The organism is Paenibacillus sp. NN59 (assembly GCF_057597225.1).
The window spans coordinates 4,640,537-4,666,330 of the sequence record NZ_CP199678.1; the positions used below are offsets into that span (position 1 = coordinate 4,640,537).

22 protein-coding genes are annotated in these 25,794 nt (G+C 46.2%); 9 read left to right on the plus strand and 13 right to left on the minus strand.

The genetic code is table 11. The features are described 5' to 3' along the window. Positions 1 to 13: 13 nt before the first annotated feature. The 6 genes from ACT89M_RS20375 to spoVAC all read right to left on the minus strand — a co-directional run bounded on the left by ACT89M_RS20375 (position 14) and on the right by spoVAC (position 6,447). On the minus strand, positions 14 to 2,227 hold the full coding sequence (locus tag ACT89M_RS20375; protein ID WP_487344791.1) for a DUF4129 domain-containing transglutaminase family protein: 2,214 nt from the start codon (positions 2,225 to 2,227) through the stop codon (positions 14 to 16). Then, positions 2,224 to 3,471, minus strand: coding sequence for a DUF58 domain-containing protein (locus ACT89M_RS20380; protein WP_154888615.1), 1,248 nt, complete (start codon positions 3,469 to 3,471; stop codon positions 2,224 to 2,226). The genes ACT89M_RS20375 and ACT89M_RS20380 overlap by 4 nt, the downstream gene beginning before the upstream one ends. Positions 3,472 to 3,474: 3 nt before the next feature. Beyond that, on the minus strand, positions 3,475 to 4,431 hold the full coding sequence (locus ACT89M_RS20385) for an AAA family ATPase (RefSeq protein WP_090914948.1): 957 nt from the start codon (positions 4,429 to 4,431) through the stop codon (positions 3,475 to 3,477). A 194-nt stretch (positions 4,432 to 4,625) separates the two neighbouring features. Next, positions 4,626 to 4,976 carry a stage V sporulation protein AE gene (gene spoVAE, locus ACT89M_RS20390; protein ID WP_090914950.1) on the minus strand — a complete coding sequence of 117 codons (351 nt, stop codon included), beginning with the start codon at positions 4,974 to 4,976 and terminating at the stop codon, positions 4,626 to 4,628. 5 nt (positions 4,977 to 4,981) lie between these two features. Next, positions 4,982 to 5,998, minus strand: a complete 1,017-nt coding sequence (spoVAD, locus tag ACT89M_RS20395; RefSeq protein ID WP_308722839.1) for a stage V sporulation protein AD — start codon at positions 5,996 to 5,998, stop codon at positions 4,982 to 4,984. Next, positions 5,995 to 6,447, minus strand: a complete 453-nt coding sequence (gene spoVAC, locus ACT89M_RS20400) for a stage V sporulation protein AC (RefSeq protein ID WP_090915634.1) — start codon at positions 6,445 to 6,447, stop codon at positions 5,995 to 5,997. The genes spoVAD and spoVAC overlap by 4 nt, the downstream gene beginning before the upstream one ends. A gap of 649 nt (positions 6,448 to 7,096) precedes the next feature. Here spoVAC and ACT89M_RS20405 point away from each other — a divergent pair. Both ACT89M_RS20405 and ACT89M_RS20410 read left to right on the plus strand, forming a co-directional pair. Continuing rightward, entirely contained in the window at positions 7,097 to 8,170 is a 1,074-nt protein-coding gene (locus tag ACT89M_RS20405; RefSeq protein WP_154887973.1) for a M42 family metallopeptidase, read from the plus strand. Positions 8,171 to 8,372: 202 nt separating this feature from the next. Beyond that, entirely contained in the window at positions 8,373 to 8,693 is a 321-nt protein-coding gene (locus ACT89M_RS20410; protein ID WP_154887971.1) for a hypothetical protein, read from the plus strand. A 275-nt stretch (positions 8,694 to 8,968) separates the two neighbouring features. Here ACT89M_RS20410 and ACT89M_RS20415 read toward each other — a convergent pair whose 3' ends face one another. Continuing rightward, complete coding sequence (locus tag ACT89M_RS20415) at positions 8,969 to 9,676, minus strand: metal-dependent hydrolase (RefSeq protein ID WP_154887969.1); 708 nt, start codon at positions 9,674 to 9,676, stop codon at positions 8,969 to 8,971. 272 nt (positions 9,677 to 9,948) lie between these two features. Here ACT89M_RS20415 and nirB point away from each other — a divergent pair, with 272 nt between their 5' ends. The 4 genes from nirB to ACT89M_RS20435 all read left to right on the plus strand — a co-directional run bounded on the left by nirB (position 9,949) and on the right by ACT89M_RS20435 (position 14,487). Beyond that, positions 9,949 to 12,378, plus strand: a complete 2,430-nt coding sequence (nirB, locus tag ACT89M_RS20420) for a nitrite reductase large subunit NirB (RefSeq protein WP_154887967.1) — start codon at positions 9,949 to 9,951, stop codon at positions 12,376 to 12,378. A 63-nt stretch (positions 12,379 to 12,441) separates the two neighbouring features. After that, entirely contained in the window at positions 12,442 to 12,768 is a 327-nt protein-coding gene (gene nirD / locus ACT89M_RS20425; protein ID WP_154887965.1) for a nitrite reductase small subunit NirD, read from the plus strand. Positions 12,769 to 12,828: 60 nt separating this feature from the next. After that, a complete protein-coding gene (locus ACT89M_RS20430; RefSeq protein ID WP_145332246.1) occupies positions 12,829 to 13,611 on the plus strand; it encodes a formate/nitrite transporter family protein in 783 nt (260 codons plus the stop codon). A 246-nt stretch (positions 13,612 to 13,857) separates the two neighbouring features. Further along, entirely contained in the window at positions 13,858 to 14,487 is a 630-nt protein-coding gene (locus ACT89M_RS20435) for a YfbR-like 5'-deoxynucleotidase (protein ID WP_090914967.1), read from the plus strand. On the opposite strand, the gene ACT89M_RS20440 is transcribed toward ACT89M_RS20435, so the two are convergent. Both ACT89M_RS20440 and ACT89M_RS20445 read right to left on the minus strand, forming a co-directional pair. After that, positions 14,488 to 15,303 (minus strand): response regulator transcription factor, encoded by an 816-nt coding sequence (locus ACT89M_RS20440; protein ID WP_261764457.1) that lies wholly within the window; start codon positions 15,301 to 15,303, stop codon positions 14,488 to 14,490. A gap of 10 nt (positions 15,304 to 15,313) precedes the next feature. Next, positions 15,314 to 17,209 carry a cache domain-containing sensor histidine kinase gene (locus ACT89M_RS20445; RefSeq protein ID WP_261769233.1) on the minus strand — a complete coding sequence of 632 codons (1,896 nt, stop codon included), beginning with the start codon at positions 17,207 to 17,209 and terminating at the stop codon, positions 15,314 to 15,316. A gap of 180 nt (positions 17,210 to 17,389) precedes the next feature. On the opposite strand from ACT89M_RS20445, the gene ACT89M_RS20450 reads away from it, so the two are divergent. The 3 genes from ACT89M_RS20450 to ACT89M_RS20460 all read left to right on the plus strand — a co-directional run bounded on the left by ACT89M_RS20450 (position 17,390) and on the right by ACT89M_RS20460 (position 20,500). Further along, on the plus strand, positions 17,390 to 18,691 hold the full coding sequence (locus ACT89M_RS20450) for an ABC transporter substrate-binding protein (protein WP_154887961.1): 1,302 nt from the start codon (positions 17,390 to 17,392) through the stop codon (positions 18,689 to 18,691). Positions 18,692 to 18,801: 110 nt separating this feature from the next. After that, positions 18,802 to 19,674 (plus strand): carbohydrate ABC transporter permease, encoded by an 873-nt coding sequence (locus ACT89M_RS20455; protein ID WP_154887959.1) that lies wholly within the window; start codon positions 18,802 to 18,804, stop codon positions 19,672 to 19,674. Between the two features lies 1 nt (position 19,675). Then, positions 19,676 to 20,500, plus strand: coding sequence for a carbohydrate ABC transporter permease (locus ACT89M_RS20460; RefSeq protein WP_090914971.1), 825 nt, complete (start codon positions 19,676 to 19,678; stop codon positions 20,498 to 20,500). 124 nt (positions 20,501 to 20,624) lie between these two features. Here ACT89M_RS20460 and ACT89M_RS20465 read toward each other — a convergent pair whose 3' ends face one another. The 4 genes from ACT89M_RS20465 to ACT89M_RS20480 form a co-directional block, all read right to left on the minus strand. Further along, a complete protein-coding gene (locus ACT89M_RS20465; protein WP_154887957.1) occupies positions 20,625 to 21,953 on the minus strand; it encodes an MFS transporter in 1,329 nt (442 codons plus the stop codon). Between the two features lie 20 nt (positions 21,954 to 21,973). Beyond that, positions 21,974 to 22,609, minus strand: a complete 636-nt coding sequence (locus ACT89M_RS20470) for a TetR/AcrR family transcriptional regulator (RefSeq protein WP_154983237.1) — start codon at positions 22,607 to 22,609, stop codon at positions 21,974 to 21,976. Positions 22,610 to 22,670: 61 nt separating this feature from the next. Further along, positions 22,671 to 23,438, minus strand: a complete 768-nt coding sequence (locus ACT89M_RS20475) for an ABC transporter ATP-binding protein (RefSeq protein WP_090914977.1) — start codon at positions 23,436 to 23,438, stop codon at positions 22,671 to 22,673. Positions 23,439 to 23,453: 15 nt separating this feature from the next. Further along, on the minus strand, positions 23,454 to 25,775 hold the full coding sequence (locus tag ACT89M_RS20480) for an ABC transporter permease (RefSeq protein ID WP_487344792.1): 2,322 nt from the start codon (positions 25,773 to 25,775) through the stop codon (positions 23,454 to 23,456). Between the last annotated feature and the right edge of the window lie 19 nt (positions 25,776 to 25,794).

The following is a 25,794-nucleotide window of genomic DNA, read 5'->3' on the forward strand; positions in this document are numbered from 1 at the left end:
GGACGGGCATGTTCTATGCCCGTTCCGCTTTCAGTTCCTTCCGCAGCTTCAAAGCTGCCTGATAGACAACCTTCCAATCATCGGCGGTTACCGTTGCCGGACTGTAGCGGGTCTGTTCAAACTTCATTAATAGCTCTTCAAAAGTCGTTTGGGCAGATGGTCTAAGCTGACTCCAGCGAGTTACTGACTCACGAAGCGTTTCGTCACCACTGCGCGTTAGACCTCGTCTTCTCGCATAACGAATCCAGCGTTCTGTTTCAGCCAGCACCTTCTGTTCAGGTGTCAACGGTCTGCCGGTCCGCAGGCGAAGTAACAAGAATCGCAACGAAAGGCGGTTGCGCCAGAACATATAGGCTACCCACAGTACAATAACAGCAGCGGCAATCCAGATCACAAAGGTTGGAATCATGTTTGAAGTCTGCTCAGGCGTTGGGGCTTGTTTTTCTTCTTGAACCGGTTCTTCCTCTGGTTGATCTTCTGGCTGATCAGCCGGCTGGACTTCAGGTGATTCGGTTAGCAATGGCATATCAAATCCCGGGGTTGCTTCAACCGGAATCCATCCGTATTCGCCAAAATATACCTCTGCCCACGAATGAGCATCCGCATTCGTAACCGTGTAGGTCGTTTCAATGGGTGCACCCGGCTGACGTGGAGCCTGCATGTCCGAGTTCAGGGACATCTGTCCAGGTGCATAACCTTTTACCCATCTGGCTGGGATACCTTCGGCCCTTGCCATCATCACAAGCGCGGTGGAAAAGTAATCACAATATCCTTCACGAATATCAAACAAGAAACCTTCAACAAAATCATTGCTCACTTTCCGGGACAGATCCGGATTGTTGGTGTAGTTGAAGTTTTGTTGTAAATAGTCTTGCAGTAATGCTACTTTTTCATACGGTGTTTTTGCAGACGCAGTAACCTCGGCTGCGAGATCCTTTACCCTTTCGGGGAATCGGGAAGGTAATTGTAAATACTTGTCCTCTGCCGGATTGCTGGTATACAGGGCATCTGCTGATTTGGTACGAAGCTCGTCTTCCACGATAATCGGCACTTCGGATACAACCGTATAGTTTTTGGGATATTGCGGTTGCTGACGCGATGTGACCACGTGCAACTCCGCCCGCTCTGTATTCCAAAGCATACGATCCGCTCTTTCTTCACCATTCACCAAGCTCACTTGTGATATGGAATACGCACCAAACAAAATGGGATATACCGTGTCATTCAACATCGTTACTTTCTGCGTGACTTTTTTCGTTTTTACTTTACCAGCCTCTTCATTTTCCAGCGTTTGACTGGCTGACACATTCTCCATAGAAGCACGTCCAGGCTCATCCCAGCCCGTACCCGTATATTCAGAACGCGTTTCCCCTCGCCAGTAGCTTCGGTCACTGGTCGTGATTGACATGACTGGGGTGTAATCAAAGTTAAATCCTCCGCCAAGCTGACTGTCCTCGCGGCTGTATCCTGACTCCGTCGCTGTAGGAATATCCAGTACTCCATTCCCGGATTGATTTGCGGATGTTCCCGTGTAATTCCGCCAAGCGGTGTACGGATCGGTCAAGGTTGGCGGAATTTCCGGCATGTTCACACTGGCAACAATAATTAATGAGAAAATGATAGCAATATTCGCCAGTATTTTATAAGGATACCGAATCATTCGTTTCCAGCCCTGAGGGTACTGCAGCTGATAATTACGGAAGTGCTGACATACGAGCCACCCCATACCTGCAAACATTACCCAAGCGATCTCAACCCAGAGCGGAATTTGAGTAAATGAATCCAATATGCCTAGAGATATGATATTAACTCCCAGAAACACCAGGATACGGCGGGTTGAGTTTACAAGGCGAAGTGCAACCTCCAACATCACCCATGCACACAAGGAAAACCAGACATACGGAGGCATGTGCAAGATAAATTGCTCCACACGCTCTGTCAGCGTTCCATAAGGGATGTAAACCATGTAATCAATCAACGTTTTATGCAAAATATATAAGAGAACAACCGCCTTGATTATCGTTCGATACAGCATTCTAAAGGGAAGAATGACCTCCAGAATACTTACAGCCGCCAGAGTCCACAGCACCAGCGAAGTTGTCTCGGTATACCATGACTCCTGGGTGAACGATATCCATTGCAGCGCAATGAGAAATATCCATAGCAAAGATGCCGCATGATACCAGGATCTTTTTAATCCCAAACTTTCATTTCTTATGGCATTCATACCGAACCTCCCCCCATAACCGTTGGAAGCTCCTGCAGATGAGCAACGGTGAATGATCTCGTGCCCCTGCCACGCAACATGGCATTCCATTCCTTACTTTGGCGGGATTCATTGGAATCAATCAAAATGTGACATGGAGTCATGCCACGTGTATCTGCCCAACGAAGTAGCTCAATTATCTTTTCATCTTTTTGTGGAGAAACGACAACAAAATAAGCTCCCTGTGGGAACTGACGCGCTATTTTCTCAACTCCAGGCAACAAGGTAGCATCTTTTCCGTTATCCTGGATATCCACGAGATGATGCATCATCTTCTGCCGTTCAATCAGACTTTCACTTGGAGGCATGAAGGATGACTTATCAGCCAAGGTTAACAACCCCATGCCCATGCGCTCCCTACTGCCATAGTCTAGCAGAGAAGCTGTAGTAGAAACGGCCAGTTCGAATGCTTCACCGTGCGGATAACTTCCGGCGAGCGCATCGAGTACCAGGATGGTTTTAGGCACAGACTCATGTTCAAATTCTTTAGATTTCCAGTTGCCTGTTTTGGCTGTGGCATTCCAGTGAATGCGAGAAAGACGGTCCCCGTAAACGTAGTCACGCACACCGTTGATCTGGGTTGTTTCCCTGCGTGAACGTGTCAAGGCTGTTTGTGGTCCAGACAAGCGTGACTTGCGATCATAAAGCTGCCAATAAGGAATAAATACCGTACGAGGTAAAACACGAAATTCACCGCTGGCCTTGAATGTTCCACGATGTTCGATCAATCCAAAAATATCCTCGCTAGCACATTCCGTTTCCGAGAAAACATATTTCCCCCGCTCAAGCGGCGGAGTTTGAAAGGAAAGTTCACCCGTTCCCCGCATACTCGGGATCAGACTTTCCTTAAATGACCATGATTCCCCATTATGTCGATGTAACATCTCACGCACGACCACATAAGGAAGCGGAAGAAATCCCGGAATGGTCAAGTTCAGCTTCACGCGGACCTGATCACCGGCATGAAGCAGTTCTTCATGATCCTGTCCGGAAGAGAGCCTCCGTACGCCCTGAGCCCGTTTCACACCGCTGAATCCAGCAATCGCAAGATACAGGCAAAGTAGCGTCACCATGGACAAAAGCATAAGTGAGGTCTTTCCTCCTTGAAATAAAACGTACGCAACGCAGCACATCCACACCACGGCGATGCCCCATACGCGAGGGTGGCGTAAGCCTCGATTGACTGTAGTCAAAAGCGGTCTCATCAACTATTGCCCCATCGATACAGGCACACGAACCTGCTGTAATACAGCGTTCAGAACGGCCTCTGAGCTCATGCTGTCCAATCTGGATTCGGGACGAAGTACAATACGATGAGAGATGACATACGGAGCCATCGTTTTCACATCATCCGGTAGCACGTAGTCTCTTTCTTGCAAGAAGGCAAAAGCTTTTACGGCCATCATGAAGGAAATCGCAGCCCTTGGGCTAGCTCCTAATAAAACAGAAGGGTGTGTGCGCGTGTGGCGAACAACATCCAGCAGATAGTCCATCACAGGATCTCCGATGAACACTTCTTTAATCTCTTGCTGGATAGCCGAGATCTGATCCATGTGAGTCACGGATTCAAGCCGATCTACCGGTTGGCCCGACTGATGTTGCTTCAGCAACGTCTTTTCAATATCCTTGTCGGGATAACCGAGACTGATTTTTAACATAAAGCGGTCGAGTTGTGCTTCGGGTAACGTATACGTCCCCTCAAAGTCAATCGGATTCTGTGTAGCACAGAGCATAAAAGGATGCGGGAGATCGTACGTGTCACCGTCTACGGTTACACTGCGCTCTTCCATGACCTCAAGCAATGCAGATTGCGTTTTCGTCGTTGCACGGTTAATCTCGTCTGCGAGCAAAATATTGGTCATAACCGGACCCGGTCGGAAATAAAAACGCTCATCCTTCGGATGGAAAACAGAAACTCCTGTAATATCACTTGGCAGGATATCAGGATTACATTGAATACGCCGGTATTCCCCGCGCATGGATTTCGATAGTGCTTTGATCAGCTGTGTTTTGCCCGTTCCCGGTACGTCTTCAATCAGAACGTGTCCACCTGCTAGCAAAGCTGTAAGTAAAAGTTGAATTTCAAAGGACTTCCCCATAATGCAGGACTCCAGATTTGAACGAACTGCAGAGATGATTTGGATCGACTCTTTGCGCACAGGCATGTGGTCTAACCTCCTAAAAAAGCATACAGATTTCCTTTTATTGTACATGATCCAACGTCACGAGTACACTCGAAGGAACTCACAATTTGTTTCCAGTCGTCAGCTTCACCGCATTTACCGCATCGGTACGACAAAAAAAAGCCACGGATCATATAGATCCGAAGCCTTTGCTTATCACAGTATATATTTTAAATTTAACCTTTTGGACGAACAACCAGTGCCGCGAGAAAAGAAAAGATAATCGCCGACGATATCCCTGCCGCGGTGAGGTCAAAAATACCGGTAATCACGCCAATCCATCCCTCTTTTTCCAGTTCAGTTAAAGCTCCATGCACCAAAGAATTTCCAAAACTTGTAATCGGAACCGATGCCCCTGCACCAGCGAATTTCACCAGAGGGTCGTACAAACCAAAGGCATCTGCTACCGCGCCAGCCACCACCAGTGTACTCATTGTATGCGCGGGTGTTAGCTTCGCACCATCCATCAACAGCTGTCCAATTACACAGATCAGACCACCTACGATAAAAGCCCATAGAAATTGCATATCTCTTACCCCTCCTGTTCAATTGCGACAGCATGTGCTATACAAGGAATACTTTCACCCTGCTGGTATGAGAGTGGAGACAGGAGCGCTCCTGTTGCAACTACAAGCACACGCTTCAGATCCCCTTTATGCAACCGGTTCAGGATGTGACCATAAGTAACTGTAGCAGAACACCCGCAGCCGCTTCCTCCGGCAACGACTTGAGGCTGATTTTCCCGATCATAGATCATGAGTCCGCAATCGTTAAAAACAGTCTGCTCCATCGGAATCCCTTCTTTATGCAAAAGTTCCTTCGTTATAGGCAAACCGACGGAAGCCAGATCACCTGTAACGATGAGATCATAGTATCCTGGCTCCAGCCCGGTATCTCTAAAATGAGAAATAATCGTATCGGCGGCTGCCGGTGCCATCGCTGCACCCATATTAAAAGGATCTTTGATACCGAGATCCATAATCCGGCCAATCGTGGCTTTTGCTACATATGGGCCTTGTCCTGTGCGGGAAACGACACCACAGCCAGAACCCGTGACGGTGTACTGTGCATACGGCGGTTTCTGGGAACCATACTCCGTCGGATATCGAAACTGCTTTTCCACCGTACAGTTATGACTCACCGTTCCAGCGAGTACATAATCGCCGGCACCGGAATCGACAATCATGGACGCAAGTGCTAACGTCTCCATTGAGGTTGAGCAGGCTCCAAATACACCAAGATAGGGTGCACCCAATTGCCTTGCCGAAAATGAACTGCTGATAATCTGGTTCATCAGATCCCCGCCGACAAAATAATGCAGTTCTTCCTTCGTAATATTGGCGTTCACCAATGCGAGCTGAGAGGCTTGTTCCAGCAGTTTACGCTCTGCTTTTTCCCACGTTTTCTCACCGATCTCAAGGTTATCATAAATGTAATCAAAATCAGAAGATAACGGCCCCTTACCTTCATCTGGGCCTACAACGGTAGCTCTGCCTATAATTCGCGGCTGATGTTCATACTCCCAGGTCTGGCGGCCCAGCCTTTTCATAGATGTCCACCTCCGAAGCCCAAAAAGGCATACACGATGCCAATAATAAAAGCCGCTACGACCCCAAAAACAATGACGGAACCTGCAAGCTTGAACATATTTGCTCCAACACCGAGCACCAGGCCCTCCGCACGATGCTCCAAGGCAGCCGAGCACATGGAATTGGCAAATCCTGTGACTGGGACACCTGTACCCGCTCCCGCCCACTGCGCAATTTTGTCGTACACACCAAGACAGGTCAGAATCACGGAGATCAGGATCATGACCGCGACAGTAGGACTGGAAGCCTCCTTAGATGTCATGTCCAACCCAGCCATAAACGCTTCCTGGATCGCTTGTCCAATCAAACAGACGGTTCCCCCCACCAGAAAAGCTTTGATACAATTTTTGAAAATTGGACGTGAAGGTTCATGTTTTTTGGCGACTTTTTTATATTCCTTCTCATCCATCGACAGCGATGAAGTTTTCTTCTTTCCAGTTGCATATTGTTCTGGCAAGCACAGGACCTCCTTTATGTGAATGGTTTGCAGTTATAGCTGAATGGCGATTGTGGAGCACTTCTATACATTGTTTGTTATTATGGGGAAGGTTATGTATCCGGCGAGAAACAGCAGATGTTTCCAAAATGAAAGAGATGGGGAAGTTATATAAATCACGCCGCTTAATTGTAGTTCACAACCTGTTTGGTCTATAAATAAAGAAGAATGATGACGAGTAAAATAAAGAGTACAATGAACAGCACCTTCTCATTTCCTTCTTCAGGAGGCTTCATCTTGTATCCCGGCTCCTTCCTACACTTAAAACGTCGTTTAACAGGACAGCCTGATTACAAAGAATATGGCTCCCTTTTATAATCATATGCATGAAGGCAACTCTAAGATTGAGACAACAGCGGACAGAAAAACGGAAAATCCAGACTAAACACGCAAAATCATGCCTTAAAAACGTAACATAAACATGGACATTCACTTGTGCAAGGTTCATACTATAATGTGACCAGTGGTTAATAACGAGTCCTTTGTACGAAAAAAAGGACACCAGGCCAGCAACCGTTTTACTGTGACCTGATATACATATCAACAGAGGAGTTGTTAACACATGAATGAAAAAACGTTGGACATGTTTCGCACATTAACGGAGTTCCCTTCCGCCTCCGGCTTCGAACGTGAACTGCGCGGCTGGATGAAAGAGCAATTGTCCGCATATACCGATGAATTTGTACAAGATCGCCTGGGAAGTCTCTTTGGTGTTCTACGCGGAGATGAATCCGGCCCTAAAGTCATGGTGGCCGGACATTTTGATGAAGTCGGCTTCATGACAACAGGCATAACGGAAACAGGTATGATCAAATTCCGTCCGCTCGGTGGATGGTGGAGTCAAGCTGTGCTTTCACAGCGTCTTCAGATTATTACTCCTGAGCGCAGGATTACAGGCGTTGTCGGCTCTACACCTACCCACTTGCTGGATGAATCCCAGCGCAGCAAGCCGGTAGACTTGAATTCAATGTATCTGGATATTGGCGCAGATGATCGTGCGGAGGCAGAATCGTGGGGGATTCATCCGGGAATGCAGATCGTACCGATCTGTGAATTCACACCGATGGCAAACCCTAAGAAAATAATGGCCAAAGCTTGGGATAACCGTTATGGTGTCGGTCTAGCGCTTGAACTGATGGAAGAACTGCATAAAGAGAAGCTACCGAATATTCTCTATTCCGGTGCAACGGTTCAGGAAGAATTGGGACTTCGCGGAGCACGTACAGCTGCCAATCTCATTCAGCCGGACATTTTCTTTGCTCTAGACTGTAGTGCGGCGAACGACATGACGGGTGACAAACAGTCCTTTGGTCATATCGGTCAGGGCGCATTGCTCCGTATCTTCGACCCAGGAATGTTCACGCATCGTGGAATGGTGGAGTATGTTAAGGACACTGCCGCTTCCAATAAGATTAAGACGCAATACTTCATCTCGCCGGGCGGTACGGACGCAGGTCAGGTTCACTTGAGCGGTATTGGTGTACCTTCCACCGTAATTGGCATCTGCGGCCGATATATTCACACCTCTTCTTCCATTATTCATACCGATGATTACGATGCGGCTAAAGAATTAATTGTGAAGCTCGTGAAAGGTCTCGATCGTACAACGATGGAAACCATTATTAATAACGCTTGATATAGGCATAATTCAACGATTTAAAGCTTTAAACTATAGGGATACCTCATTGAATCTTTTTTGGGGTATCTCTTTTTTTAATGGTCACATAAATATATGGATCGTTTGAACATGTTGAGCACGAGATACATAAGATATGATAATGGAAGGTTAGTTAACTAAAGATGAAGAACCAACACATCAAACAGCGGGGGAACTTTGTATGGCAATGGGAAGGAACGGAAAATCAAATAAAGGTTCCAGAAAAACTAATGCCGCAAATACCCTTCTGAGTGGCAATTTAAAAGGTAAAAAACTTGAATTGATTGTTGCCGCGTTATTGGTTAGCGGGAAATTAAGAGTGGATGCGGTCACGCTGTTTAGAGAAGCCACATTAGTTGTAGAATTAGTGGGCCAGTATAAAACACTCCAAAAGATTGAACCCTCTAATTCAGATAAACTAGTACAATTTTTGGATGAAACGGGCCGAGATATGACCCTGAACGATGTCATTCAGGCTTTTCAGCAGCGTATAAATTCCTAAATGCAAGCATGAAAAGAGGTGGCTGTGATGTCTGAGTTTGATGGAGTCGGTTTTGCCGAAATGCTAATTGTACTTATTCTTGTTGTTTTACTAGCCTTTGGTTCTACAGATATCGATACACTTAGCGGTACACCTACTAAAGTCTAACTTGCTTGTTCTTGATGTGTAATCAAACAACAGCGATTTCGTGACGTGTCAACATAGCGACTACTCAAGTTAAGCTCTTGATTTCAGAACGCCAGTCCATAAATAATGGGCTGGCGTTTGTGGTTGTACTACAGAAATAAAGGCGAGAATGCAAACCATGCCAAAATCAGTGTCAGGATTACGCAGACATTTTCTACAGCTGCTCCATGTTTGGTTCCCGTACTCATCAGATTTGCCCGTATACGCAGTTTTAATGGCGGCAATGGACGAATCCCCCGATTCGTCAAGGAATCGGCAAGCAGATGAAGAGCATAAGCGGAACCTCCAGCGACCCAAATTTCTGGGCCTTGCTGCTGCGTTGTACTGTACAGTAACCCCGCCCAAACAGCTGTTCCATACAAGGTATGGGTTAAGCCCCTGTGTGTAAGTGTTGTGCACAGCATAAGCAGGCTGCCTGCAATCAGATTCCACGGAGCAAAAGCATGACCATAAAAGACCAAGCCCAGTCCAATGGCAAACATCAATACTTTACGCAGTGATCGCGAAGGCAGGAACGACACAAGCCCAATGAATACAGCAAGTAGCAGATTCCACGGTTTGGCCGGAACGTAAAAATACACAAACACAGCCGCAGGCAAAAGAATCGTCTGCAACAGTCGAATCAAACTGCTCGGCAATGCTTTCGATACCAGCAATGAATTAGGCTCATCAATATCTGGCAACAACGATCCTATTAGTGCAACGGTTACAGCCGGAGCAGTAACCTGCATTCCAAGGAGTTGCAACACTGAAAGTGAAACGCCTGTACCGATAATCAGGTGGGATCTTCCCATCATGATGCAAAAACGTCCTTTCGAGAAAATAGGGAACGTAACCGACCCCACTATGATCATACCTCGAACCAAAAATAAGAACAATAGTTCGTATTTCTCATTTCTAAAAATATTTTTGTTTTCGTGACGGTCATCACACTTATTTTAATATGAATGATCTATCGTAATTAGTGAAATAAATCACATTATGATTGAGTCAGTCGATGTATAATTCAAATATAAGCCATTAAAAATGTTGGTAAATGTACAGGTTTATCCAAGGGAGGGCTACACACATGAACGGAAATAAAGAAAAATTAGTCGTCATCGGTAATGGTATGGCCGGAATCAGCACGGTGGAACAAATTCTAAAATTAACTTCACGCTTTGATATTACGGTTTTTGGTACAGAACCTTATCCTAACTACAATCGTATTATGTTGTCCTACGTACTTGAAGGTAGTAAAACGCTGGATGACATTGTCCTTAATGATCTCCACTGGTACGAGGACTACGGCATTACGCTTCACACAGGAACCACGGTTGCCCGCATTGATGCCGAGACTCGTGAAGTAGTAACCGAAGATGGACACCGTGCTCCGTATGACAAAATTATCATTGCAACAGGGTCGAATTCTTTCATCCTCCCTGTACCCGGACATGACAAGCAGGGTGTCGTTGGTTTCCGCGATATCGCCGATTGCAATATCATGCTGGAAGCTGCAAAAGCATACAAAAAAGCAGCTGTCATCGGGGGCGGACTGCTAGGCCTGGAAGCTGCCAAAGGACTTGTGCAACTCGGTATGGACGTTACTGTTGTGCATCTTATGGATGATCTGATGGAACGCCAGCTCGATCCTCAGGCTTCTGCCATGTTGAAAGCTGAACTGGAACGTCAGGGAATCAAGTTCAAAATGGGCGCCCAAACTTCCGAACTACTGGGTGGTGAACGGGTTGAAGGTATACGTTTTGCCGACGAATCTGTGCTGAATGTTGATTTTGTGGTCATGGCGGTTGGTATTAAACCGAATATAGCGGTAGCTCGGGAGAGTGGGATCGAAGTCAACCGAGGTATCATTGTGGATGACTACATGCAGACTTCACTGAAAGACGTTTACTCTGTCGGAGAATGTAATGAACATCGCGGTGTGTGTTACGGACTTGTGGCGCCACTGTTTGAACAAGGAATGATTCTTGCGAAACATATTTGCGGAGTCGAAACAGCTCCGTATGAAGGCTCGGTTGTATCCACCAAATTGAAAATTTCGGGTGTAGACGTCTTCTCTACTGGCGAATTCATTGATAGCCCGGAACATAACGTAATTTCGCAAAAAGACGACTGGAAACGAACGTACAAAAAAATCCTGCTTCGTGACAACAAAATGGTAGGTGCTGTACTCTTTGGTGACATTACGGATTCCACTGAACTGCAGAAACTGATCAAAAACCAGACTGAAATGACAGATGAATTGTACAGTTCCCTTATGGGTACAGGTTGCGGCGGTCATAAAAAAACAACGTCTGTTGAAACGATGCCGGTGGATGAAATCGTATGTGGATGTAACGGCGTAACCAAAGGCGCCATCGTGGATGTCATTACCAACCAGGGTCTAACTACAGTTGACGAGATTAAAGCCTGCACAGGTGCAACCCGCTCTTGCGGAGGATGCAAACCAGTGGTTGAACAGATTTTACAATACGTGCTTGGAGATAATTTCACTGCCGGTGGCAAACAGGGAATCTGCAGCTGTACAACTCTCGGACGGGATGAGATTGTAGCTGAAATCCGGGAAAAAGGCTTGCAAACGAGCAAGGAAGTCATGAATGTACTTGGCTGGAGCCAGCCTGAGGGTTGCTCGAAATGTCGTCCGGCCATCAACTACTATCTGGGCATGATCTATCCGGACACACACGAGGATGAAAAAGAATCCCGGTTTGTTAACGAACGTATGAACGCCAACATTCAAAAAGACGGAACATACACCGTTGTACCTCGGATGTACGGCGGGGTAACGACACCAGCCGATCTGAAAAAGATCGCTGACGTTTCGGTTAAATATGATATCAAAGCGGTTAAAGTGACAGGCGGTCAGCGTCTTGATCTCATCGGCGTCAAAAAAGAAGATTTGACTAAAGTATGGGCTGAGCTGGATATGCCTTCGGGTTACGCTTACGCGAAATCGCTTCGTACGGTTAAAACATGTGTTGGCTCCCAATTCTGCCGCTTCGGTACACAGGATTCGATGGCCATGGGTGCGAGAATCGAACGTAAATTTGAACGTCTCGATCTGCCAGCCAAATTCAAATATGCCGTGAACGGCTGTCCTCGGAACTGTGCAGAAGCATGCACGAAGGATATCGGGATCGTCGGCAATGACGGCGGCTGGGAAATCTTCATCGGTGGTAACGGCGGAATCAAAGCAAGGCTTGCTGACTCGCTGTGCAAAGTCAAAACCGATGATGAACTGATCGAATTGTGCGGAGCTATCATGCAGTACTACCGCGAGACAGGTAACTATTTGGAGCGTACTTCCGAATGGGTAGAACGTATGGGTCTGGAGCACATCCGCTCGGTTGTTGTGGATAACGTTGAGGAACGTAAAGCGTTGATGGAACGGATCGAGTTTGCCCTTGCACAGGTGGAAGAACCATGGCAAAAAGCGATTCGTGATGAAGAAGGCCAAAGCAAAATGTTCCATAGCATTGAAGTTACGGCTCGCCCGTAAACCAAAGTAGATTATATGAGATTCAAGTAGAGAAACAAATTGATACAAAAGGAGTGGTTTACGATGACAACCAAACAAACAGGCACGTATTTCCCGGCTGGAGCTATAGATGAATTCCTGCCACGCATTGGCAGAGTTGTCGAGATCGAAGATCTGCAGCTTGCGGTATTCCGTGCTTCGGATGGCACCATCTTTGCTGCTGACAACCATAACCCCCACCCTAAGGGTGGGCCGCTGGCGGAAGGCATTGTCTCTGGACACTATCTCTATGATCCGCTGTACGACTGGAAAATTGATTTGACAACAGGTCAGGTGCAAGCACCAGACAACGGTCAAGTTCAGATGTATCCGGTCAAGGTAGAGAATGACCAGGTCTGGATTGCTGTATAACCTCTGCTCTACCGTAACAATGGGGATTGCGATTGATGTTGACTAATGGGGGAAACCGTGATGTATACACCAAGTGTTGAAGGAATTATTGAAGCTGCCGTCAAAAAGAGAGATCAGATGAATGCAAGTTTGCCACGTTACATGGTCGCTGCCTTAATGGCAGGCGCATATGTGGGGCTCGGCATTATCCTGATTTTTAGTATCGGGGCTCCGCTGCTTGCCGCACACTCACCACTGCAAACGATGCTGATGGGCATGTCCTTCGGACTCGCCCTGACGCTGGTGATCTTTGCCGGGTCAGAACTGTTCACAGGGAACAACATGTTTTTTACGATGAGCACACTCGCCGGACGAACCACAGTGAATGATACGCTAAAAAACTGGGGACTTGTTTTTCTCGGCAACTTGATCGGTGCCGTCCTGCTCAGCCTGCTGATTGTAGGGAGCGGTCTGTTCAAAGCAGCCACCCCGGAGCATCTTCTGTTCGTTGTTTCTGCCAAAAAAATGAGTGCTCCAGTAACTGAGCTTTTCTTCCGCGGCATTCTCTGTAACTGGCTCGTATGTCTAGCCATCTGGATGTCTGCCCGCTCCAAAGAAGATATCGCCAAACTGGTTCTCATCTGGTGGTGTCTGTATGCCTTTATCGCAAGCGGTTATGAGCACAGTGTAGCCAACATGACCCTCCTGTCCCTGGCGTGGCTGTTGCCTAACCACCCGGATACGATCTCGCTGGCTGGTTGGTTCCACAATATGATTCCGGTCACACTTGGTAACATCATCGGCGGCGCCTTGTTTGTTGGTATGGCCTACTGGTACACTTCACCGGTACGCAAAAAAGCATAATACACCTCCTGCAGATTATGTTCCTGATAGTACTACTATCAATAGTTTCATGAATACAAGATATCCTTCCTTTCACATATACTCAAAGCCATGTGAGATACTGAATCTGATTCAGCATCCCACATGGCTTTTTGATCTTCCTTTTACAAATTTACATAGGGTGTAAAGATCGTTAATCTTCGGTTAACATAACCACAGTATAGTCGGTGTATCGACCACCCAAACTAGCAAAGGATGATCACATTTATGGGAATCCATACGTACTTCCGATCACTGAACGATCTTGAACGTATCATTCGTACCCCTGGCAAATTCAAATTCGAAGAACATTGTGTATCCGCTCACTCCTGGAAAGTCGTACAATACGCCAAAACACTCGCCGATATCGAAGAACAGCAAGGTGTAAGTATCGATTGGAAGAAGCTATACGAGATCACCAGTAGCCATGATTATGGCGAAATTTTCATTGGTGATATCAAAACACCGGTCAAACACTACTCGCTGGAGCTTCGTTCCATGTTGCAACAGGTGGAAGAAGGCATGGTATCCCATTTTATTAATGAGAATATCCCACCTGAGTTTCAAGATATTTTCCGCAGACAACTGCGCGAAGGTAAAGACAACTCCGTTGAAGGGCTTATCCTTGAAGTAGCTGATAAAATGGATCAAGTATATGAAGCATTTGCAGAGCTACAACGCGGCAATACGGAAAAAGAATTCATTGTCATGTACCGCTACGCATTGATCAAGATCAAAAATATCGACCTCCACTGTGTTCGTTATTTCCTGAATCACATCCTGCCCGATATTATCGAAGAAGGTAACCGCTCCCCGTTTGATATCCGCAAAATTACGGAAGAAGCATTATCCCAATAATCAGCTCAGCCCATCCGGATTGCCTTGATCCATGGACAGAGCTTTTTTTTGTACCTGCCACTGTTGCCGATACTCGCTCGGATACAGGCCCGTTTTGTTTTTGAAAATCCTGCTAAAATAATGTGAATCCGCATACCCTACCGCTCCGCCAATGGTCTTGATATCCAAATGCTCATACGCTGCAAGCAGACGTTTTGCCTCGTTTAGTCTCAGACCCGTCAGGTATTTCAATGGTGTCTCCCCTGTTACCTTTTTAAAACATTTCCCCAGATAGTCTACGCTGAAATGCATCTGTGCTGCCATATCCTGCAATGTAATCTCATGCATGTAGTTTTGTTTGAGATAGAGCTTAACTGACGCTGCAATATCTTCCGTTTTCACCTGATCCTCCAGCACGACACTTACATGTGACAGTGAATCCACAGCGCTTCCCAGCTTCAGCTCCATCGCATCCAGCAGCGCACGAAGCTGTTCTTCCGACAACGGTTTAAGTAAATAATCTTCGACTTTATAATGGATCGCCTGCCGTGCATATTCGAACTCATGATACCCGCTAAGGATAACAATTTTAACATGCGGGTAAGCAAAATAAAGATATTTTGCTAGTTCAAGCCCGTTCATCACGGGCATCTGAATGTCGGTAATGACCAGATCAGGTACACTCTGTTCGATAAGTTGCAACGCCTCCTGACCATTTCTCGCCTCCCCGATGACTTCAAACCGTGTATTCAGCTCTTTGAACTTTCGTGACACATTACGACGAATTAAAGCCTCATCCTCTACAATTATGGTTCTGTATTTCATCATCATATTCATACGTTCGACCCTACTCCTTTCGAATGGAACCTCTTATACGAATGCTGACACCGCCGGTAGATTTATTTTCGATACACATCCTGGCTGCCGGACCATACCATAACTTCAAGCGAGCCCAGATATTTTTGAGCCCCATCCCGTTAATCTCAAGCTGAGGCATTTGATCCCATTCCTGAGATTCATCGATATAATGCACAAGTTGTGCGAGCGTTTCAGGCTCCATGCCTGGGCCATTATCTTCAACGTGAATCTGCCAGCTCTCCTGATCGATATGCAATTCACCTGTGATATGCAATTTCCATGGCAGTGTATCACTCAAACCGTATTTCATCGTATTTTCGAGCAAAGGCTGAATGATCAGCATCGGAACCCGGATATTTTTCATCTCATCAGGGATCGAGAAATCGTAGTGCAAATCATCCTCAAAGCGAATTTTCATACATTCAAGATACCGTTCACAATACTCAAGTTCGTGAGATAACGGGACGCCGTTTTTGCCAGAAGTAGAGATATAACGAAGCATAGAAGCGATATGATCGCAGAACACCACGATCTGTTTATTCATGCCCTCCTCCGCCATGATGCTTATATTGGTAATGTTGTTGTATAGAAAATGCGGGTTCATCTGTGACTGCAATGCCAGCAACCTCGCCTCTGTTTCCCGGGATTTGATGGCCATCTGGTCCTGAAAAGACTGCACAAGCTGCTGATTCAACCGGATGAAGGTATCATTCAGCTCTGCCAATTCCCGGATGGACGCAGGATGGTCCAGCTTGAATAACAACTGACCAGCCTCCTGACCTGACATCAGGTCGTTTTCACCTGTTTTCTGGATAATGCGCTGCAACCGATGAAGCGGCAAAGTAACCCTTTTCGAGATCAGATACGAAAACATCAAAATAATCAACAGGGTAGCTAGCGTAGCACCTGCAAAGAACAATGCCATCCGGTTCAGATTGGCGAAAAGGGACTGCTTGGACTGCATGACAACAACAGTCCATCCGGTTTCCTGCGATGTCATATACGTCATCATCTGCCTTGACCCCGTAGGCGAATGGGTGACTTCCTGCATTGTTTCAGGCGGAGATGTACGATGTTGAATCAGTTTCATATCTTCCGAATAGCCAGCTGAAGCTGAAGAGGAATCAGCATCTAACGTGGCTGAAGGAAGCGGGTACAACAAGGTATCCTGCTCATCCAGCACATAAACTCGAAGTTCCTTATTACCTGCTTGCAGTTCGTGCAAATACTGGAATAGGTCTTCGGCAAGCTGCAAAATTTCAACGACACCCTGACTGACGTAATTGCCATCCTTGTAAACCCGTGTAAGCGAGATATAAGGTTGATCCGTTCTCCCTTCCCCGGTGGGCATGGGCAATGCACCACCTTGTAACAGACGAATGACACGCCAGCCGCTCCGTTCCCAGGTTTCCTTATACCAGGGGCGCTGCTTCAGATCTACCGGAAGCTGTCCGTTGAATACTCCCGCCCCCAGCATCTTTCCATTCACATCGTAAATGTTAGCCTGTTTGGCCGTATTGGAGCTGCTAATAATCGCCATAATGACATCAATGAGTGTAGTCGTGTCCTTATACAGCGAGGGGTCACTTGTCATCGTTCGTTCAACCCCCTCTGCCGGAGCCAAGTAATGACTGAAATGCTCCTTGACCAGATTGGAATATACGATGTTCATGGAGAAATTGTTCATTTTCACAACTTCCTGATCCAGATGACTAACAATGGACAACCCCAATTGTTTTTGCTGCTCTTCACTTCGATGACGAATATCACTGGTGAGATACACATATAACAGGCCAGCCACAATAAGGGAAAACGTAATAAATACCGCTGAATAATACGCAAACAAACTCTGTTGTAATGTTCTGAATCGATACCGCAATTCCATACCCCCGTCTTCATTATCAATATCTGCGTATCTTCGATGACTTCGAAAATGTCCACCTCGAAGAACGCTTTTGTCTATTGAGCCTACTCGTTATTCAAAGTAAAGTTATCCACATAAGAATACGCTTACATAAAGCGTTTGGGCAAGTGCATAAATGATTGAATTTTAGGGAGGTTCAAAATGAGAAAACGATTTCTTTTTTCAATGACAAGTATGCTGCTTCTCTCTGTCCTGCTGCTTGCTGGCTGCAACTCGAACAAAAACGCGGAAGGCACAGGCAAGGTCACACTGACCTTCGGCACAAGCCAATCCGGTATTCCACGAACGGGGATTATGCAGACGATGGCGAAGGAATACGAGCAGGAAACCGGGGTCAAAATTGATTTTCAGGTGGTTCCTGACGCGCAGTGGCGTGATCTGATCAAGGTAAAACTGGCTTCCGGTGAGGCTCCTGATATTTTTAATGTAGATGTAGACCCGCTGAGTATGCCAGCCAATGTCAGACCAGAAGAAAATGCAATTGATCTGACCAATGAGGAGTTTACGGGACGGATGTCAGAAGAGATCTTGCCTACCGTCAGTCATAATGACAAGGTATATGGGGTTTCTTTTGCCCCTACGAAAATCTGGTATGTGTACTATAACAAACGTATCTTTGCTGACCTAGGTATTGAGCCTCCTACGACCTATGCTGAATTCAAAGCGATTAGCCAGAAAATTAAGGATAAAGATATTATTCCATTCTATCAAGCTCCAGCAAGCGGTTGGTATCAGGTGCTGCCGTTGTTCGAGACCGGGCCAAACTATGAGCAGAAGGCCGCAGGAACCTATGAAAAGCTGAACAATAATGAGATGAAGATCGCAGACTTGACCCAATTGAAGACCGTTATCGAGCAATTGAAAGAATTTGCTGATCTTGGCTATTTCGGCAAAGACTTCTTATCCAATACAGTAGAAGCGGGCATTGAAGCATTTGGACAGGAAAAAGCTGCAATGCTGCTGCGTGTTCCAGGCACGGAAAAAGAAGTCTCTGAAGCCTATCCGGCGATGAAAGATAATATGGGATTCTTCGTGATGCCTTGGGGAGACAATCAGACGATTGGTGTGAACCCCGGCGGTTCAGCGGCCATGTTTGGGAACAAAAACAGCAAACATCCCGAAGAAGTGTTGAAGTTTTTCCGCTGGATTACCGAGCATGATCATCTGCAACAGGTGTTTGATGGAGGCGAAGGAAATCTGACGATCTGCTGGCCCGAGATCGAACCGAAGCTGACACAGGACTACATTGATTATGAGAAAAATCATGAGAAGGGCACCGTCATGCAGGCTGCCGTAAAATATATCGATCCACAGTGGATGGATATCGGTAAAGACTTGTCAGGCATGTTTGCGGGAGCGATGACCCCTGATCAGATTCTGCAAAATATTGATAAACGCCGCGCCGAACAAGCCAAAGTGCTGAAGGATGAGAAGTGGCAGTAACAGCCGAAGGTTATTTCGGAAACAAATGCACAACTGGAATGGAGTTACTCCATTGGTCAAACGCTGGGGTGCTTCTTCCCGTTTGGCAGGAAGGATTGGTGTTACGGGTTATGAATACGAACAAAATCTACCCTTGGTATTTCTCATCCGGAGCGATTTTACTATATGTGTTGTTCATCGTTGCTCCTGCCCTGCTGGGTACCTATTATTCTTTCACCGATTGGAACAGCTACAGTTCGGAGAAAAACTTTATTGGTTTGGAGCATTTCCGCACGATTCTGGCAGGTGATCCGACCTATCTGCTTTTCATTAAAAATACAGTGCTGTTTACGGTGGTTACCTCCTTCGCCAAAACCGTTCTGGGCTTGTTCCTTGCCCTGCTGCTGGTCAGCGGTGTAAAAGCTGCCAATTGGCATCGGATGATTATCTTTTCGCCCCAAGTCCTCTCCTTCCTGATTGTAGGTCTGGTGTTCAAAAGCCTGCTTGATCCGAACAACGGGTTCGTTAATGTTACACTGCGTTCCATCGGTTTGGATGCACTCGCCCAGAACTGGCTGGGCTCTCTCACTTGGGCGATGCCATCGATTATGGCTGTCGATACGTGGAAAGGCATGGGGTATATCATGGTGCTTTTTATCGCGGGACTGCTCGCCATTCCACGGGATTATTATGAAGCTGCATCCATCGATGGTGCGGGCTTTATTCAAAAGCTGTTCCGTATTACCATACCTATGCTGCTGCCTACCATCACCATTGCCACCGTGCTCAATATTACGTATGGCCTGCGTGTCTTTGATGCGGTATACGTTCTGACAAACGGGGGCCCGGGCAATGCTACGGATGTGATCAATACGGCCGTTTATTCATCTTTTGCCAAAGGATACTGGGGGCTCGGGAGCGCGCTATCTACCATTCTCTTTGTCATCATGGCGATCATCTCTTTCTTCATCATTCGTTTGATGAATCGAAAGGTGGAATACTGATATGCGGTTTCGAAAAAAGATTATCTCTCTGACGTTAAATGTACTCGCTTGGCTATTAAGTCTGGTTGTACTGATTCCATTTGCCGTTATCCTATTGAATTCATTCAAGTCAGACGCCGAAGCCAAGGTACTGAGGCTTACGCTTCCCGAGAAATTTATGTTTGAAAATTATAAAATCGTCTATGAGCAAGGACACTTGGGAGGTTCCTTTTTTAACAGTCTGCTGCACTCGGGCGTGTCATCTCTGCTGCTGGTGTTTGTCGTGGCATTCTCTGCGTTCACGTTATCCCGCAATCATTCGAAACTGAGCAAGTTTTTATACTTTTTTCTGATTCTGGGCATCACACTGCCACTAAACTATATTCCGCTCATGGAAGTGATGAAATCACTCGGGATGATCAACTCCCACGCAGGCATGATTCTGCTCTATACCGCCATGGGCATTCCCATCTCCCTGTTCATCACGTATGCGTTTGTGGGCAACATTCCGAAAGAGCTGGATGAAGCTGCAATTATGGATGGTTGCAATGGAATCAAGCTGTTTCTTCGAATCATTGTACCTTTGTTAACCTCGGTGCTGGTTACCGTATTTGTTCTGAATTTTCTGAGTGTCTGGAATGAGTTCACTGCGCCGCTCTATATGCTGAACACCGTAGAGATGTGGCCAATGACGCTGGCGGTTTACAATTTTTTCGGACAATTCAGCGCCAAATGGAATCTAGTCAGCGCCGATATCGTACTCACCTCGCTGCCAGTTCTGATCGTATTCCTCATCGGGCAAAAGTATATTGTAGGAGGTCTGACTTCCGGTGCAGTGAAAGGTTAGACCGGATTGTAGCTTTTATATAAAAAAGCCCTCGTCTGAACCAACTGTACGCCGTTTAAGGTTAAGAACGGTATACACGGATCAGACGGAGGGCTATCTTGCTTCCTACAACACTATAAATGTATTAATCATGCGCAAGACCGCCCACATCGGGAGGTGAAGCGATATCACTGCTCTGCTCCAGTGATTTGATCATTTTCAAACGTGACGTGATAATCGCAATCAGAATAACGAACAGGCCCGCAATGATAAACAGCAACGCTATGCCTCTGCCAGGTCCGGTTCCAATGATCTGACCCACGGAGGATGCCAGCGCTCCCCCCTCCACTAGCAGTGGGTTAAACACATGGTCCGCCAGAAATCCAGCCAAACTGTACGCGATAATGAAACCAAGCTGGGACAGGATACCGATAATCCCCCACACTCTGCCTTGCTTTTCATTGGCAATATTGTTCCGCACCAACACATCTGCACTCATATTAACAAATGGTAGGGAGGACAGGAACAGAAAACCCGCAAAGATAATAAAGTAAATGTTCGTCGATACACCCAGTAAGGAGAACGCCAGACCACACATGACCAAACCTGCAACCAGCACACTCGCATATTTCTTCGTCATGGTGAAAATACCGATGCACAAGCTGCTGATCAGCATACCGATCGCACTAACGGACTGAAACGTTCCGAGTGTTTTGGCATCGGTGAATGAGAGCAACATTGGGCCAATGAGTGTTTCTAGGAACCCGAGATAGAAGGTAACCAGAGAAATGATAATAACGAGTAGCAACACACCTTTGTTTGTGACAACCTCTCTCCAGCCTTCCTGAATATCGGTCATCCAGTTGCGATCGTCCTTTTCCTCTCGCTCCACCTTCATGCTCTTGCGAATAACGAGTACGGCCAGAATGGCAACCAGGAACGTCGCAATGTTAATGATCATAATAACTTCAATCGTTGTCACGCTAAGCAGAATACCTGCGATAATCGGTGAAAACAAAAACTTGGAAGATTCAGCAAGTTGCACTAGGCCACTGCCCTTGGAGAACTGATCCTTATCCAGCAAGTCAGTTGCTGACGCTTTATATGCCGGACTTTGCAGCGCCGAGAACACCGAGCTGAACGCCACACCCACATAGATATGCCATAACTGGATATCACCCGTGAGCATGATCGACAGAATAAAGACCAGACCAGCCGCAGATCCAAGGTCACCAATAATCATCATCGTACGGCGGTCAAATCGGTCAGCCATCACCCCTCCGATCGGGCGAAGCAAGATGTTGGGCAAAAACGTAAATAGCGTAATCAGCGCAACGCTGGTTGCGGTATTTGTTTTTTCGAAGGCATATACCCCCAGAGAGAACGCTGTCAGTCCGATACCAATCATCGAGATCAATTGACCAAACCAGACAATCAGAAATTTACCAAATGATTTGTGAGCAGTTTGTTCCATGGTTACGACTCCTTTACTTGTTAAGCTTGATGTGGGAAATATAATTCCGTTACATAGGCAAAACTTCCATGTTCAGCACCCAGAACCCGTTCCATAATCTGACTGAAAGCTCTAACCTTCTTCTGAAACTCTTCTTCCTGCCAATGAAAAATGCCCTGATCCAGCAAAAACTGCGAGGAAACAAGTAAAAACTCAATGCTCTCCTGAGGAGCAGGGGTATGAAATACCCCCTCCTGAATGCCCTGTTCCACGACTTCTGCCAGAATGGGACTGAGACGGAGAACCGTTTCAACCAGACTTTTTTGATGCATTTCTACATTTTGCACGCTGTGCAGTTGCTCGATCACGCCAAGCTTGCGATCATCAGGCTGATTCTGGGTCATAATGATGCGGAAAATTTTATCATGCGCGCTGAGCTCGGGATCTGCCACGACACGCCTCGCCGCAGCTTCGCCGCTCATAATAAAACGCATAACGATGGCATGCATAACCTCCTCTTTGGACTGGAAGTAGTAATAGAATGTGCCTTTGGCAATATCACAAGCCTGAAGGATATCCATAATCGTTGCTTTGGTATACCCTTTGGTCACGAACAGAATTTCGGCTGCATCCAAAATTTCATTTCTGCGTTCCTCCGGATTTTTCATCAATCTCATATTCTGTCCTCCATTACCTCTCGACCGACTGTCGGTCTATTCTAGTCATGAAGCTCTAAGTTTAGAACCCCATTTCCGTCAACCATTGTCCTAACCGACTTTCTCTCGCCTTCAAATCCTGTTTGTCCCGGTCATACTTTCCGATGTTTTTGTCTGCAACCAGATTGCCGTCCATCATAAACAGTACTCGTTCCGAGCGGGCTGCAACTTTAACATCATGGGTCACGAGCAAAATCGTTGTTCCTGTGGCATTAATATCACCAAGAATGTCCATGATCTCATGTGTTGATTTTGAATTCAGCGCTCCAGTAGGTTCATCTCCGAACAAAATATCCGGATTGTTGATCAAAGCCCGGCATATCGCAATCCGTTGCAGTTGTCCCCCTGAAGCTTGGGTAATGTTATGCTCAGCCAGTTCGTCGATTCCCATTTTTTTCATTAATGACATTGCACGGTTATTAATCGTGTCCCGGTTGCTGTTTTTGGCCAGATAAGCAGAAAGGATGATGTTGTCGAGCAGATTTAAATTTTTGAGCAGATGAATGTTCTGGAAAATAAAACCCATTTTGGTCAAGCGTAGACTCGCCAAATCTTTCTCCGGGAAAGCCGATATTTGTTTACCGTTGAAAAACACACTGCCTGCACTGATCTGATCCATGCCACTGATGTTATAGAGCAGGGTCGATTTACCCGAACCGGACGGGCCCATAATGGAGACAAACTCTCCTTTTTTGAGTTGCAGATTAATATCTTTCAGAATGCGCTGTTCTTCATTCTCGCCAATCGCTACGGATTTATTCACATCTCTAGCTTCTAGTATTGTTGTCATCTTCGTTATGCCTCCCTATTCCACTATCATTTTCGAAATGCTAGTTTCCCGAATCGACTGAATGCTGATCCAGGCTGTAATAATGATCGTTCCTGCCAGCAGCAATGGACAGAGTACATACGCCTGCACCGGATCAATTACAAATACAATCTTTGAAGCACCAAAAGAGGACATAATGCCACTCACCAGCATTGGACCCAGTGTATTGGATAAGATTGTGCCTGCGGCTACACCTACAATGAGGATGACCAATGACATCACAACATACTTTAATTTGATCTTGGATAACGCAAAGCCGATGCTTCGCAATACAGCAATATCGTTGTTATCTTTGGCAACCATCATCTGCAGGAACAGTGAGGTAATCAAAATAGAAATGAATACTCCGATGGCCAGTGCAAGTGTTGTCACCAGCTTTAATTGCTGAATCGTACCACCAAGCGTTTGATTCAAGTATCCTTGAAGATCCGTTACACGCGCTGGCGAGAAATCTTTCTCGTATGTTGCAATTTTGGCAGCCATCACACCGCGGTCTTTCAGATCCAAGCTGACTACATACCAGAGCACACTATCTTTGTTGTATGGCAAAAGCGCCTTTGCTGTTTTTCCGCCATTCGTCACATCCTGATAAATGCCGCTGACCGTCATCACTTGGTCTTGACCGCCCACTTGCAAGGTCAGCTGATCCCCCGTTTTAAGTTTGAGATCATTGCTGTTTGCATCCGAGAGAGCAATCTCACGATCTGTTGCTGGGGCATTTCCACTTAGATAAGACAAAGGAAATATACTGAAGTCTCCGCTCTCCACGCTCAGATTATCGTAGCTACCTTCTGCATTACGAATCTTGAACTGGCTTGTTACGAGAGGTGAATATTTTTGAACATCCGCATCGTTTTCAATTTGATTCACCAGACGAGCATAACGCTGCTCTACATCATTCGTATGCTTAAGATCAATTCGAATATCACTTTGCCCTACACCCATATAAGATATGAAGCTTGGAGCCTGAAGTGTGTTCAAAAAGTTAAGCGGTACGATCATAATAAATGAGCTGACGATGAATACGAATAATAACAAACGGAACATTTTGACACGCTGCATCACGTCTTTTAACCCAAGGAAAACAGGTACGGAAGACCAGCGATTACGTGACAGGTTTAAACGATTGCGAACGATCTGTGTATCTCCCAAACTTCCAGTGCGAAGGGCCTCCACAGCAGAGATCGAACGAAAACGACGAAGCACAGCGCGGCAGAATAGCACAACCATGGTGAATATCAAACCTGCTGCGAGCAGAGGCACGGCGAAATGCAGTAATGTAGCCGGTGCTTTCCCCATATACAGCATAATATTAGATACAAAAAGCTGGTTCACTCCGAGGGAAGCGATGTAACCCAAGATGGAAGCCAAACCCGCCATAAACACATATTTGACCAAATAGAGCCGCTTGATATCTCTCTCTGAGATACCAATAGCTTTCATGACGCTGATCTCGCGGTAATCTTCCTCAATAGTGGCAAGCATGGTAAAACGAATACACAGCATCGCAATCAGAATCAGCACCAGGCTGACCAAAATAATAACGGCTGCAATAATTCCGTCTGTCATCCCATTGAGAATCTGGAACAAACCATAGGTCACCACCGGGCCAGCGTTAGGAAGCCCTGCATTTTGATAGGCTTGGGTGAACTCGCTTGTTTTGGAAGGATCATGCAGTCGGAACTCAATGAGATATTCCATCTCTCCGACCCCTTGCTTCAATTGCTCTATATCACTCGGGCTTACGATAAAACGCTTCGAGTGCACAACAGATGGATTCATCTGTGCATCACGCACAAAATCAACAATGGTGTATGAACGCTCAAAAGCCCCATTATTGATCCGAACCTGGTCACCGATATTTAATTTATTTTGCTGTAAATAATACACAGGTACAGCAATCTCGCCATCACGAACTTGGATAATCTCGCTATTCAGATTCAGTAAATAGTCGAATTGCTGATTTTGTGTAACAAAGTCAATATCCATGACGGTATTTTTCTCGGACTCTGCACCAAGATAAAGGTTGGCTCCATTGATGTTAACCATCTCGACAATCTGATGTTGCTCAACCATTGCATTTCCTTCAGCCCATGTGTTCACTTTGGCCTGATCCAGATCTCCAGAGTGCATTTGCACAAAATGAGGTGTCTTCGATTCAGAGAACAAATACTGAATGGAACTCGTCAGTTCCATGATCATTCGAGAACCGGAAGATACCAGCAAAGCAGCGAGCAGGACAAAAATAAACAGCGCAGCCGTAATTCCTTTTTTCCTCATTAAGTCGTTTCTCAGCATTCTCAGCAGCATAAACTAA

Excerpts from the sequence above, each read along its gene's own strand:
- ACT89M_RS20375 (WP_487344791.1), bottom strand. The coding sequence starts at position 2,227 with ATGAATGCCATAAGAAATGAAAGTTTGGGATTAAAAAGATCCTGGTAT.
- ACT89M_RS20380 (WP_154888615.1), bottom strand. The coding sequence starts at position 3,471 with ATGAGACCGCTTTTGACTACAGTCAATCGAGGCTTACGCCACCCTCGC.
- ACT89M_RS20385 (WP_090914948.1), bottom strand. The coding sequence starts at position 4,431 with ATGCCTGTGCGCAAAGAGTCGATCCAAATCATCTCTGCAGTTCGTTCA.
- spoVAE (WP_090914950.1), bottom strand. The coding sequence starts at position 4,976 with ATGCAATTTCTATGGGCTTTTATCGTAGGTGGTCTGATCTGTGTAATT.
- spoVAD (WP_308722839.1), bottom strand. The coding sequence starts at position 5,998 with ATGAAAAGGCTGGGCCGCCAGACCTGGGAGTATGAACATCAGCCGCGA.
- spoVAC (WP_090915634.1), bottom strand. The coding sequence starts at position 6,447 with ATGGATGAGAAGGAATATAAAAAAGTCGCCAAAAAACATGAACCTTCA.
- ACT89M_RS20405 (WP_154887973.1), top strand. The coding sequence starts at position 7,097 with ATGAATGAAAAAACGTTGGACATGTTTCGCACATTAACGGAGTTCCCT.
- ACT89M_RS20410 (WP_154887971.1), top strand. The coding sequence starts at position 8,373 with ATGGCAATGGGAAGGAACGGAAAATCAAATAAAGGTTCCAGAAAAACT.
- ACT89M_RS20415 (WP_154887969.1), bottom strand. The coding sequence starts at position 9,676 with ATGATGGGAAGATCCCACCTGATTATCGGTACAGGCGTTTCACTTTCA.
- nirB (WP_154887967.1), top strand. The coding sequence starts at position 9,949 with ATGAACGGAAATAAAGAAAAATTAGTCGTCATCGGTAATGGTATGGCC.
- nirD (WP_154887965.1), top strand. The coding sequence starts at position 12,442 with ATGACAACCAAACAAACAGGCACGTATTTCCCGGCTGGAGCTATAGAT.
- ACT89M_RS20430 (WP_145332246.1), top strand. The coding sequence starts at position 12,829 with ATGTATACACCAAGTGTTGAAGGAATTATTGAAGCTGCCGTCAAAAAG.
- ACT89M_RS20435 (WP_090914967.1), top strand. The coding sequence starts at position 13,858 with ATGGGAATCCATACGTACTTCCGATCACTGAACGATCTTGAACGTATC.
- ACT89M_RS20440 (WP_261764457.1), bottom strand. The coding sequence starts at position 15,303 with ATGAATATGATGATGAAATACAGAACCATAATTGTAGAGGATGAGGCT.
- ACT89M_RS20445 (WP_261769233.1), bottom strand. The coding sequence starts at position 17,209 with ATGGAATTGCGGTATCGATTCAGAACATTACAACAGAGTTTGTTTGCG.
- ACT89M_RS20450 (WP_154887961.1), top strand. The coding sequence starts at position 17,390 with ATGAGAAAACGATTTCTTTTTTCAATGACAAGTATGCTGCTTCTCTCT.
- ACT89M_RS20455 (WP_154887959.1), top strand. The coding sequence starts at position 18,802 with ATGAATACGAACAAAATCTACCCTTGGTATTTCTCATCCGGAGCGATT.
- ACT89M_RS20460 (WP_090914971.1), top strand. The coding sequence starts at position 19,676 with ATGCGGTTTCGAAAAAAGATTATCTCTCTGACGTTAAATGTACTCGCT.
- ACT89M_RS20465 (WP_154887957.1), bottom strand. The coding sequence starts at position 21,953 with ATGGAACAAACTGCTCACAAATCATTTGGTAAATTTCTGATTGTCTGG.
- ACT89M_RS20470 (WP_154983237.1), bottom strand. The coding sequence starts at position 22,609 with ATGAGATTGATGAAAAATCCGGAGGAACGCAGAAATGAAATTTTGGAT.
- ACT89M_RS20475 (WP_090914977.1), bottom strand. The coding sequence starts at position 23,438 with ATGACAACAATACTAGAAGCTAGAGATGTGAATAAATCCGTAGCGATT.
- ACT89M_RS20480 (WP_487344792.1), bottom strand. The coding sequence starts at position 25,775 with ATGCTGAGAAACGACTTAATGAGGAAAAAAGGAATTACGGCTGCGCTG.